The following is a 12,066-nucleotide window of genomic DNA, read 5'->3' as shown; positions in this document are numbered from 1 at the left end:
CGGTCGACGACGGAGCCTCGGCCGAGATCGGCCGCGACGCGGACGCGGGGACGCCGAGGTCCGCCGCCGCCGAGCCCGCACCGAACGACGGGGCAGGCTCGGCGGCGGCCGAGCAGCGGGGACTGCGCGACCTGCTGCGCAGACTCGCCGCCGTGGAGGAGCAGGTCCGAGGGCTGGTGGCAGCTCGACGCGCGGCCGACCCCGAGCCCGCCGACCCGTACCGAGGGCTGTATCTCTCGGAGGAGGCCGTGCTGCGCATCCTCGCCGACCGGCCTGCACCGCCCGCCGGGACGAACGGGGACGATCGGCCGTCGACTGTGGACGACGAACTTCCGGCGACGAGACTGGGAGTGCTGGCCCGGCGATTCGGCCTCTCCCGGCTCGACGTCGACCTGCTGCTGATCGCGCTCGCCCCCGATCTGGACGGTCGGTTCGAGCGGCTCTATGCCTACCTCAACGACGACGTCACCCGCAGGCGGGCCACCGTCGCGCTCGCGCTGGAGCTCGCCGACCTGCCGCAGGCGGGTCGCGGCCGGTTCCGGCTCGCCCCCGACGCGCCGTTGATCGCGGGCGGGCTGCTCCGTGTCGAGGAGACCGACCGGCCGATGCTCAGCCGATCGCTGCGGGTGCCGGACCGGGTGGTCGCCCACCTGCTCGGGCACGATGCCCTGGACGCCGACCTCGCCGGGCTGCTGCGGCTCGTCGCCACGGACTCGCGCCGGACCGGCGGCGGTGAACCCGATGCGCTGCCCGCCCGGCTGGCCGCCGTGCTCGCCACCGGAACGCGGCTGCTCTACCTGCATGCCCCCGACGGCGACGGTGCCGCATCGGCCGTCGCCACGCTCGCCGCAGCCCGCCGGGACGCGCTGGTGATCGATGCGACGCGATTGATCCAGGTCACCGAGTCCTCGGCGCTGCGAGACCTGCTGCTGCTCGTCGCCAGGGAGGCGCGGCTGCGGGGTGCGGGCCTGATCCTCGGCCCGGTCGAGACGCTGGACCCCGCCCGCCCGGAGCGCCGCCCGCTGCTGCCCGCGTTCGCCGCCCTCGCCGAGTGGATTCCGGTGCTGCTGCACGGTGTTCGAGGCTGGGACCCGCAGTGGACGGAGGATTCGCCGATCACCGTGGCCGTTCCGGTTCCGACCTCGGATGATCGGGCGGCACTGTGGCGCGACGCCGTCGCCGAGATCACGGGCGGCCGACTCACCGGAGCGGAGGTGCCCGGCGGCCTGCTCGCGGGTTACCGACTCGGCGCCGAGCAGGTGCGGCAGGCCGCGCGGACCGCCGCCGGGCTCGCCGTCGTCGACGGCGGCCCGCTGACCCCGGCGCACCTGCGGGCCGGGGTGCGCGCCCAGAACGCCGCCGGGCTGGAACGGCTGGCGCGGCGCATCACTCCCGACGTCGGCTGGGACGATCTGGTCCTGGCCGACTCGACCCGCAGCAGGCTGCACGAGCTGTCGCTGCGGGCCGCCCACCGCGAGACGGTGCTGGGTCGCTGGCGGATGCGCCCCGGCGGCGGGCGCGGGCGCGGCGTGCTCGCCCTGTTCGCGGGCGAGTCCGGCACCGGCAAGACGATGTCGGCGGAGGTGCTCGCCGCGCAGCTCGGCCTTGACCTCTACGTGGTGGACCTGGCGACGGTGGTGGACAAGTACGTGGGGGAGACCGAGAAGAACTTGGAGCGGATCTTCACCGAGGCGGCGGGGGTCAACGGCGTCCTGCTGTTCGACGAGGCCGACGCGATCTTCGGCAGGCGATCGGAGGTCAAGGACTCGCACGACAAGCACGCCAACATGGAATCGGCCTATCTGCTGCAACGCATGGAGTCCTTCGACGGCATCGCGGTGTTGACCACGAACCTGCGAGCGAACCTGGACGAGGCCTTCATCCGCAGACTCGACGTGGTCGCCGACTTCCCGATGCCCGCCGCGAGCGCCAGGCTCGCCCTGTGGGATCGCTGCCTCGGCACCCGACTGCCCAGGGCCGACGACATCGACCTGCCGTTCTGCGCGGAGTCCTTCGAACTGTCCGGCGGCTCGATTCGCGCCTGCGCGATCAGCGCCGCCTATCTGGCCGCCGAGGCCGACCGGCCGGTGCGCATGGCCGACCTGATCAACGCGGTCCGCCGGGAGTACCGCAAACTCGGCAGGCTGCTGCTGGACGCCGAGTTCGGGCCGTGGCTGTCGAGTTGAGGGCCGGTCCGTGATCCTGTTCCGTCGGGAGCGGGATCGGCGTGGCCGAACTGCACGGCGACCGGCGAGAGCCATGGCGGAGTGATGGTGACCGACGATGCCCCCGCAGATCGCCGCGCGGGCCCGCGCAACAGGAGGGCAGGGACCGAATCTCCGGGCCTGCGGACGAGCCGCCGTCGTGGATCAGTCCCGCCGCACGTCGGCTCCCGGCGCGGCGGGGCGGCCGGGAACCAGCGTGCGGGCGGCGGCGCGCACCACCGCGTCCGTCACGGCGGCCAGCGGCGGGGAGTCGAGCCGCCAGTGCTGCCAGTACAGGGCGACGTCCACCGGGTGTTCAGGCGCCAGCTCCACGAGCGCCGCAGGCCTGCGGAGTGCCGCGACCTGCATCGTCGGCAGCATCCCCCAGCCCATCCCGTTCACCACGGCCTGACAGAACACCGCCGACTCCGGGATCACGTGTCGCACCGGACCCCGCATCTCCTGTCCGGTGATCCTGCGCAGGAAACCGTCCTGGAGGTCGTCCTTCGTGTCGAACACGATCATCGGCGCTTCGGGGAGCACCTGCTCGAGCGGCCCGTGCGCCAGCCTGCGCGCGACGAACTCGGGGGACGCCATGGCCTGATACCGCATGTGCCCCAGCAGCCGGACCGTGCAGCCCTGTACGGGCCGGGCCGAGGAGGTGACCGCCGCCATCACCACCCCCTGCCGAAGCAGTTCGGCCGTGTGGTCCTGATCCTCGCGGCGGAGGTCGAACCGGATGCGCATCCCGGCGGGCTCGGGGTCGAGCGCGTCCAGGAACCAGGTGGCCAGCGAGTCGGCGTTGACCGCGACGGAGATCGTGGTCGGCTGACCGCTGCCCGCCGTGCCGAGACCGGCCAGTGCGTCGCCCGCGAGCAGCGTGAGCTGCCGGGCGTACCGGGCGACGATCGCGCCCGACTCGGTCAGCCGGACCGGCTTGGACCGGATGAGCAGGACTCGGCCGGTCTTCTGCTCCAGCAGCTTGATCCGCTGGCTGACCGCCGACGGCGTCAGATGCAGCACCCGCGCCGCCGCGTCGAAGGTGCCCTCGTCGACGGCCGTCACGAGCGTGTGCACCAGCTCGGCGGGCAGATCAGGCATCACGAACGCTGATGATACTGAAGAATCCTTAGCTGTACTGATGCGAGCCGTCGACCTAGCGTCGACCCATGCCCGTCGTGACTCCCGTCGTCGCCGGCCTGGGTGCCGGCCTGTCCCTCATCGTCGCCATCGGTGCGCAGAACGCCTTCGTGCTGCGCCAGGGCATTCTCCGCAGGCACGTCCTGCCGATCGTCGCGATCTGCATCGCCTCCGACCTCGTGCTCATCGCCCTCGGCGTGACCGGGGTGACCGCCGTGCTGGAACGGATCCCCGCCGCCGCGACCGTGGTCCGCTGGCTGGGCGCGGCCTTCCTCCTCGGCTACGGCCTGCTGGCCGCCCGCCGCGCCCTGCGCCCGGCGTCGCTCGATCCCGCGAACGCCGCCCCCGTCGAGTCCTGGCGGGTCGCGGTCCTGACCTGCCTCGCCGTGACCTGGCTGAACCCCCACACCTACCTGGACACGGTGCTGCTGCTCGGCACCGTCGGCAACAGCTGGCAGGACCAGCGCTGGTGGTTCGGCGCGGGCGCGATGGCGGGCAGCGTGCTGTGGTTCGTCGCCCTCGGCTTCGGTGCGGGCCTGCTGCGCGGCTTCTTCACCAGGCCTGCGTCGTGGCGGGTGCTCGACTCCCTGGTGGCGGCGACGATGCTGACGCTGGGCGTGCTGCTGATCGTGCGGGGCGGCTGAGCTGAATCCGGCGGCTCTCTGTTCGTCCGCTTGCGCGGTCGTGGGCGGACGACCGCGAGATCGATCTGCTGATCGCGGCCTAGACTGATCGCAAGTGAAGGAGAATTCAGTTACCGGCCAGTAGAATGCCTGGTCAGGAAGCGTCTGCCCCGCGTACGCGGGGGTGCTCCCTAGCACAGAGGGTGAGTAGATCCCAAACCTCAGTCTTCCCCGCGTACGCGGGGGTGCTCCCAGGCCGCCGTAGGCGATCTCCCTGCCGTCGTCGTCTTCCCCGCGTACGCGGGGGTGCTCCGTCGGCCTGGGTGGTCGAGGCGGTCAGCGTCTGGTCTTCCCCGCGTACGCGGGGGTGTTCCAGACACCAAGCTCTCGAACCTTGATCGAGGGCAGTCCTCCCCGCGTACGCGGGGCTGTTCCGGTTGTGCTGCTGCCGGGCTCGACAAAGCAGCGTCCGTGTTTTCGTTCTGTGCTGACTGCCCAGTCGATCCCGGCATGTTCCCGACCCGCTGACCTCGAGTCGCCGACGTCGAATTCGTGCCCCGGCCTCGCGCAGATGTCGGCGGGGACCGCGTCCGCGCGCCGTTCGGAGAACGTGTGGCAGGCCGTTCTCCCGAGAATCCCAGCCGGGAATCCCAGCCAGGCACCGCAAAGACCCCGCCAGCCTGTTCTGGGACTGCCACACCGTCGTCGATCCTCGCCCGGTCGCGTTCTGCCGAGAACGGACTCGGACGGGCACTGTGAATCCGGTGTATAACTCAGGTGTATAGTCAGCTCGACGCTAGTTCGGAACCGTCGGGGGCGGCGAAGGCATCCCCGGCGAAACACCGCGGTGGCCTGCGGTTCTCTCTGGCGGCCGAACGGCCGATGCCGTCCACGGTTCGATCACGGCGGCGGCATCGGCGAAAGATCGTCTTTCCGGCCTGTTCCTCGCGGTGTCATGCAACGTGCGATGTGAGACAGGCGTCTAGGTGAGCGATACCCATCCATGAATTTGGGGGCAGATGGTGCGCAAGCACAGCTTCTTCAGCGCTCTCGCGCTCGGAGTCGTGACGGTGACGGTGACGACGGCATGCTCGTCGTCCACACCGGACGCACAGAATCCCGATTTAGCCCAGCGCGGCACGATCATGACCACTGCGACGCCGAGTAGACAGGACCTCACCAGCCAGCTCAGCCTGAACGCTCAGGTCACGATGAATCCCGTCTTCGGTCTGGTCGCCCCCGTGGACGGCGAGGTGCGATTCTTCGATCTCGCCCCCGTGACGGGAACGCCCACCATCGCGACGCGGGTGGCCAACATCTGGAACGGCAACGGAGCCACGCCGGTCGACATCCCGGCGGGCGCGGCCTTCGCGGGCAGGCTCGTGGAGGAGAGCGCCGACGTCAGAGCGGACATGCCGATCGTGTCGGCGCGGCTGGGCGGCTACGGCATCGTCGCCGAGGTCACCGGTGAGCAGGCCTATCAGATCAGCGACGCGCTCGCCTCGGTGGAGGCACAGATCAAGAACGGCCCCGGCCCGTTTCCCTGCACGGTGCTGGGCACGATCGCCGCGCTGCCCGCCGGGACGATCCCGGAGCCGGAGTCGGACGACACCGGAGACACCGGAGACACCGGAGACGCCGGAGACGCCGAGGCGCCGGGGGACGACGCGGGTGCAGGTGCGGGAGCAGGCGCAGGTGCAGGCGCCCCGGAGCTGCGTCCCGGTCAGCAGCCGTCCGAGGCGACGCCGATGCAGGTCGTGTGCGCGGCCCCCGACGACGTGCAGCTGATCAACGGCGCCGCCGCGACGCTGGAGCTGATCAGCGAGCGAGTCACCGACGCCCTGGTGGTTCCGGTCGAGGCCGTCGCGGGTGCGCAGGGCCGGGGGCGCGTCGACGTGCTCGACGCGGACGGCGAACGACGGACCACCGACGTTGAGCTGGGGCTCAGCGACGGCGAGGTGATCGAGATCGTCTCCGGTCTCACCGGTGACGAGACGCTGGCCGTGCCCGGACCGAGCATCCCGCCCGGCGAGGACCTGCCCGGTGGCGAGGGTGCGAGCCCGGATGAGAGCGGGGCGCCGCAGCCGTGATCACGGACGACGTGACCCAGCAGCTGCCGCGAGTGGAACCGTTGACCGGGCAGCTCCACCCCCGACTGATCCACCTCGCCGGCCTCACGAAGACCTTGAAGGGGCAGGGCGAGCCGCGCAACATCCTCACGGACGTCGACCTCACGGTCCACGGCGGGGAGAGCGTGGCGATCCTCGGCCGCTCCGGCTCCGGCAAGAGCACGCTGCTCAGCCTCATCGGCCTGTTCGACCGGGCCGACGGCGGCACCTACCACCTGGGCGATCAGGACATCACCAGACTGCCCGAGCGAAGGGCCGCCGCGTTGCGCAGCGCCGAGTTCGGCTTCGTCTTCCAGCGCTTCTTCCTGCTCAAGCACCTGACTGCGGCCCAGAACGTCGCGATGGCGCTGGTCAACGGGCAGGGCTGGCTGCCGCGTCGCAAGCGGCGGGCGAAGGTGGAGGCCGCGCTCGAACAGGTCGGCATCGCGCATCTGGCCAAGCAGAAGCCGCCCCGGATGTCCGGCGGCGAGCAGCAGCGGGTGGCGATCGCGCGGGCCCTCGTGCGCGAGCCGAGGATCGTGCTGGCCGACGAACCGACCGGAGCCCTCGACACCGAGACGGGACGCATCGTCATCGACGCCCTGCTGGAGACGACCAACCGAGGCTGCGCCCTCGTCCTGGTCACCCACGACCACGCGCACGCCGCCCGGATGGGGCGCATCGTCCAGCTCGACTCGGGCAGGCTCGTCGAGTCGAGCGGGGAGGCCGTCGCGTGATCGGTACGTCGGGGCGGCTGCGGTCGTCGCTCATCATTGGCGGGCAGGGCATCCGGGCGCGCAAGCTGCGCACCTTCCTGTCCATGGTCAGCCTGTTCCTCGGCGTGCTCGCCGTCGTCGCCGTGCAGGCAGGCGCGGAGATCGCGCAGCGAGCCATGCTCGCCGACATCGAGTTGCTGGAGGGTGTGGACGGCACGACGCGGGTCTACCTGCCGCGGCACGAGAGCAGCACCGGGATCGCGCAGGACCTGCTGGCCGGGCGCGACGACGCCGTGGCCGTCAGCTCGGAGAGCGCGATCATCGGGGAGCCGGGCGTCGCGCCGATCAATCCGGGTGCCACCCCGCTCGACATGCCGGGTTCCTACGGCGGCATGACCTACTGCGACGCCTCCGGCTGTTACGACGAGCCCGATCCCAACGCAGGTCTGCCCACCGGCCAGGCCATCGAGCTGATGCTGACCTCGCTGTCCGGCGACCTCACCACGTTCCGGCCCTTCCGGCCGATCTCGGGCGACTGGCTGGACTTCGAGGGCGAGCCCTCCTTCGCGCCGCGCATCGTCCTCAACGAGCACGCCGCCGAGGGCTTCGAGATGCACGACATCCCCGGTGAGATGCGGGTGCCGAGCGCGACCGCCAACCTGACCCCGCAGATCGTCGGCGTCGTCGACGACGGCGGCTGGGGCCCCGCCGCCTACGTCCGGGCCGACGAGATGTTCAACTGGCAGCCGACCGGCGACGACGCGGCGGGCACCGAGCCCGGCAACGTCGAGGTGTACCTGTCGCCCGCGGCCGCCGACGTCGAGCAGCTGCTGCGCAGCAGGCTCTCGGCCGCCGGTGCGAACACCGACGAGATGGGCTCCTGGGTGATCACCTCGCGCGCCGACGCCGAGGATCAGCTGGCGATGATGCAGATGGTGTTCCTGGGACTCGCGGCGCTGGTCCTGCTCATCGGCATCGCAGGCATCCTCAACGTCGGACTGGCGACCGTCGGGGAGCGGATCGAGGAGTTCGCGCTCCGACGAGCAGTGGGCACCTCCCGCATGCTGCTTGCCGGGATCGTGCTCGCGGAGACCCTGTTGACCGGGCTCATCACCGCAGCTGCGGCGATCGGTGTGGGAGCCGTCGGCATCCAGGCCATCTCGATGATCATGGGCGGCAGCAATCCCGCGCTGGCCGATCTGGCCTTCCCCTGGCAGGCAGGAGTCTCCGGTGTCGTCGCGGGGCTGATCGCGGGCATTCTGGGCGGGCTGATCCCGGCGATCCGGGCCGCCCGCATCCCGATCGCCACGGTGATGCGCGCCTGACGGCAGCGCTCGTCGCACGATGCCCCGGCCGCCCTCGGCGCCGGGGCATCGTCCGCGTCTGAGCCGGTGTTCGCGGGTGCTGATGTCGAGGCGATGCCGGGATGCACCTGCCTCCGCGTCGACGAGCGCCGACGAGCAGGCCCGGGGCCGGGCGACGGCGAGTCGACGCCGTCTGGAGGCGGCCCGGGCCGGATCGGCGGCCGATGAGCGGGACCGCCGTCCACATCGGACACCGACCCGCTCGAACGCAGGACCGGACCACTCGTCCGGAGACCCGCCTCCGCCGCTTCCGGCTCGTCGATCGGGAGCGCCCGGTCTCGGCCCGCCTAGCCTGCTCGGTCCCGCCGTCGATCGGCGCCCGTGGCGTGGGCCGGGGATCGCCCGGAACACCGCCACAGCGACTCCCCGGCGCGGTTCGTCCCGCTCCCGGCGGCCGCTTGATGCCGACGCGATCACGGCGTCCGAGCCAGGCCCCGGCAGGGAGACGGCCACCGGTCGAGGAGCCGCGCCGGCACCCGACGTCGAGTCAGGTCCCGGCGCGATCCGATGTCGGCGCGAGGCCGATCACTCCTCGGCTTCGAGCGTCACCTCGATGCTCAGCTCGGCGCCCTCGGCCGGACCGATCTCCAGCACCCGCACCGTGCCCGCCGCCCGGACGTCGTCCTGGGCGGCGCGCAGCGCCGAGAGCGACAGCGCAGGTCCCTGCACCCGGACCAGCCGGACGGGCGTGCGCATGGACCGCTTCGCCGTGGACTTCGCCCGACGGATCGCGGTGATCACCGCGCTCGCCGAGGTGAGCAGTTCGTCGGCGGAGACCTCCTCGGCCGCGTCCGAGCCCTCCTGCCCGGCGGCGGGCGGGCCGAACCGGACGGCGGCGCCCGCCGCGTCCGCCGCAGGCCAGCCTGCGGCGTGGACCGAGTCGTCGTGCCACCACGACCAGGTCTCCTCCGCCGCATACGGCAGGAACGGCGCGAGCAGCCGCAGCAGCGTCGACAACGCCGTGCGCAGCGCAAGCCGGGCCGACTCCGCGCCGCCCGGCGCCCCGTCCTCCGCCAGATCGCCGTAGGCGCGCTGCTTGACCAGCTCCAGGTAGTCGTCGCAGAAGAACCAGAAGAAGCGCTCGGTCTTCTCCAGCGCCGTCGTGTACTCGAAGTCCTCCAGCGCCTCGGTGGCCGAGCGCACCACCTCGTCGAGCGCGGTGAGCATCGCCCGGTCCAACGGCCGGTCGACCACCGCGTCCGCCGCCGGGGCGGGGAAGCCGAGGATGAGCCTGCCCGCGTTGAGCAGCTTCATGGCGAGCCTGCGGCCGATCTTCATCTGGCCCTCGTCGAAGGCCGTGTCCGTCCCCGGCCTGCCGCTGGCCGCCCAGTACCGCACCGCGTCGGAGCCGAACTGCTCCAACAGTCCCATCGGCGTGACGACGTTGCCCTTGGACTTGCTCATCTTCTTGCGGTCCGGGTCGAGGATCCAGCCGGACAACGCGGTGTGCCGCCACGGCAGCGTGTGCGCGTCCAGCTCGGCGCGCAGCACGGTGGCGAACAGCCAGGTGCGGATGATGTCGTGACCCTGCGGCCGCAGGTCCATCGGGAACGTCTGGGCGTACAGCTCGGGATCGGACTCCCAGCCGCAGACCAGCTGCGGGCTCAGGGAGGACGTCGCCCAGGTGTCCATCACGTCGTTCTCGCCGACGAAGCCGCCGGGCACGCCGCGCTGGTCGGGGGTGTGGCCGGGCGGCGTGTCCGAGGAGGGGTCGACGGGCAGGGCGTTCTCGGCGGGCAGGATCGGCGCCGACAGGTCCGGCTCGCCGTGCTCGTCCAGCGGGTACCAGATCGGGAACGGCACGCCGAAGAAGCGCTGCCTGCTGATCAGCCAGTCGCTGGTGAGCCCGCGCACCCAGTCGTCGTACCTGGCCTTCATGTACGACGGGTGCCAGGTCAGCTCGGCGCCGCGTTCGAGCAGGCGCTCCTGGTGATCGACGGAGCGGATGAACCACTGCCTGCTGGAGACGATCTCCAGCGGCTTGTCGCCCTTCTCGTAGAACTTCACCGGCCGCACCGTGGGACGCGGCTCGCCGTCGAGATCGCCGCTGCCGCGCAGCATCGCGACGACCCGCTCCCGCGCGGTGTGCACGGTGGCGCCCGCCAGCTCGGCATAGGCCTTGCGGCCCTCGGGGTCGTCGAGACCTGCCGGCGGGTCCGGCAGGATGCGGCCGTCGCGGCCGACGACCGTGCGGGCGGACAGGTTCAGCTCCCGCCACCACAGGACGTCGGTGAGATCGCCGAAGGTGCAGCACATCGCGATGCCCGCGCCGCGATCCGGCTCAGCGGCCGGGTGGGCGAGCACCGGGACCGCCACCCCGAACACGGGCGTCGTCACGGTGCGGCCGAACAACGACTGGTACCGCTCGTCATCCGGGTGCGCGATCAGCGCGACACAGGCGGGCAGCAGCTCGGGCCGGGTGGTCTCGATGAACACCGGCTCGCCGTCCGGGCCCGTGAAGGCGATGCGATGCCAGGCGCCCGCGTGGTCCCGGTCCTCCAGCTCGGCCTGCGCCACCGCGGTGCGGAAACCGACGTCCCACAGCGTCGGCGCCTCCTTCTGGTACGCCTCGCCGTTCGTCAGCAGACGCAGGAAGGCGAGCTGCGAGATGCGCTGCGCGTCGCGGCCGATGGTCGTGTAGGTCATCGACCAGTCCACCGACAGACCCAGCCGTCGCCACAGCTGCTCGAAGACCTGCTCGTCCTCGGCGGTCAGCCGTTCGCACAGTTCGACGAAGTTGCGTCGCGAGACGTTCAGGATCGGCCGGGCGCCCTTCTTGACCACCGGTTCCGGCACCGGCAGCTCCGGGTCGTACGGCAGCGAGGGCTCACAGCGCACTCCGTAGTAGTTCTGCACGCGGCGTTCGGTGGGCAGGCCGTTGTCGTCCCAGCCCATCGGGTAGAAGACGTGCTTGCCGCGCATTCGCTGGAACCGCGCCACGATGTCGGTGTGGGTATAGGAGAAGACGTGGCCGACGTGCAGCGAGCCGCTGACCGTGGGCGGCGGGGTGTCGATCGAGAACACCGAGGCCCGATCGCCGGGCGCCTCGAACCGGTATACCCCGGTCTGCTCCCATCGGTCCGTCCACTTGGCCTCGAGACCGTCCAGAGACGGCCGTTCCGGCATGTTCGGCGTGTTCACAGGCACGCGGGTTGCACCTCGATCATTCGATGACTCTGGATGTGGCGACGGGCTCGACGTGACCGGCACGGCGGGCTGCCCGCTCGTCACTCGGCTGCCCAGGCGAGCACACATCGTACGCGCGGCGGGCTGCGGCGCCGGGACCACGCGAGGGCGGCCGTGGTGATCGTCGGCCGGGGACCGGGTCGGGGTGGGCGAGGCCTGCGCCGCCTGCCGTTCGGCCGATCGGCCACCCGTGCCGGGGTCGCCGGGGACCGACAGAACATCGACGCAGCCCGGAGTTTCGCCGGGCCGCGCGACGACGCGGCGGCCCCCGGCCTCGGCGAGGGCTTCCTCATCATCAGCACCAAGATGGCGGACGAGGTCACCTTCGACTTCTTCCCGTACCACGCGGCCGCCGTGGTGGGCGTGGACGGCAACGATCGCGTGACCCTCGAAGAGTGGGCGGCCACGGGTCTACACGGTCGGCAGCAGCACGGAGTCCTTCCACGCCACCTGGGGCGGTCCGGGCGCCGCGCTCAGCGACGTACAGCCGCTCACCATTCCTGCAGCCAGGCAGGCCGGAAGACCTCGTCGTGATGAAGACGGCGCGCAGGAGGAACCCGATGAATTGACCGACCGAGCCGGAGTCGCCGGGGCGGCGGCGGAACACGGCCGGCACCGGGCGGCGCGCTGCCCACTCGGGCACCCGTGCTGCCCCCGTGTCGGGTGTGTGCGGCCTGGCAGGGTCGGTCAGGCGAGAGAACGCTCATCAGTGATCACGCGGTCAC

At 71.6% G+C, this 12,066-nt stretch carries 8 protein-coding genes and 1 CRISPR repeat array; of the genes, 6 read left to right on the top strand and 2 right to left on the bottom strand.

Annotated features, from left to right (window positions below):
* Positions 1–122: 122 nt before the first annotated feature.
* Positions 123–2,186, top strand: coding sequence for an ATP-binding protein (locus UA74_RS20900; RefSeq protein ID WP_075744047.1), 2,064 nt, complete (start codon positions 123–125; stop codon positions 2,184–2,186).
* A 183-nt stretch (positions 2,187–2,369) separates the two neighbouring features.
* Here the strand turns inward: UA74_RS20900 and UA74_RS20895 are convergent, their stop codons facing one another.
* Complete coding sequence (locus UA74_RS20895) at positions 2,370–3,305, bottom strand: LysR family transcriptional regulator ArgP (RefSeq protein WP_075741777.1); 936 nt, start codon at positions 3,303–3,305, stop codon at positions 2,370–2,372.
* A gap of 68 nt (positions 3,306–3,373) precedes the next feature.
* On the opposite strand from UA74_RS20895, the gene UA74_RS20890 reads away from it, so the two are divergent.
* From UA74_RS20890 to UA74_RS20875, 4 genes are all read left to right on the top strand, one after another.
* Positions 3,374–3,988: a LysE/ArgO family amino acid transporter gene (locus tag UA74_RS20890; RefSeq protein ID WP_075741776.1), complete on the top strand. Its 615-nt coding sequence runs from the start codon at positions 3,374–3,376 to the stop codon at positions 3,986–3,988.
* Between the two features lie 142 nt (positions 3,989–4,130).
* Positions 4,131–4,398: a CRISPR direct-repeat array (repeat unit 24 nt; unit sequence GTCTTCCCCGCGTACGCGGGGGTG).
* 588 nt (positions 4,399–4,986) lie between these two features.
* On the top strand, positions 4,987–6,057 hold the full coding sequence (locus UA74_RS20885; RefSeq protein ID WP_157442301.1) for an efflux RND transporter periplasmic adaptor subunit: 1,071 nt from the start codon (positions 4,987–4,989) through the stop codon (positions 6,055–6,057).
* Entirely contained in the window at positions 6,054–6,812 is a 759-nt protein-coding gene (locus tag UA74_RS20880; protein ID WP_232237353.1) for an ABC transporter ATP-binding protein, read from the top strand. The genes UA74_RS20885 and UA74_RS20880 overlap by 4 nt, the downstream gene beginning before the upstream one ends.
* Positions 6,809–8,116 carry an ABC transporter permease gene (locus tag UA74_RS20875; RefSeq protein WP_075741775.1) on the top strand — a complete coding sequence of 436 codons (1,308 nt, stop codon included), beginning with the start codon at positions 6,809–6,811 and terminating at the stop codon, positions 8,114–8,116. Before UA74_RS20880 ends, UA74_RS20875 begins: the two co-directional genes overlap by 4 nt.
* Before the next feature lie 564 nt (positions 8,117–8,680).
* Here UA74_RS20875 and valS read toward each other — a convergent pair.
* Entirely contained in the window at positions 8,681–11,302 is a 2,622-nt protein-coding gene (valS, locus tag UA74_RS20870) for a valine--tRNA ligase (RefSeq protein ID WP_318533262.1), read from the bottom strand.
* A gap of 153 nt (positions 11,303–11,455) precedes the next feature.
* Between valS and UA74_RS20865 the strand changes: the two genes are divergently transcribed.
* Positions 11,456–11,875: a hypothetical protein gene (locus UA74_RS20865; protein ID WP_157434345.1), complete on the top strand. Its 420-nt coding sequence runs from the start codon at positions 11,456–11,458 to the stop codon at positions 11,873–11,875.
* Positions 11,876–12,066: the final 191 nt, after the last annotated feature.

The organism is Actinoalloteichus fjordicus, from assembly GCF_001941625.1.
GTDB classification, from domain to species: Bacteria; Actinomycetota; Actinomycetes; order Mycobacteriales; family Pseudonocardiaceae; genus Actinoalloteichus_A; species Actinoalloteichus_A fjordicus.
This window is presented reverse-complemented; position numbering and strand designations above follow the sequence as displayed.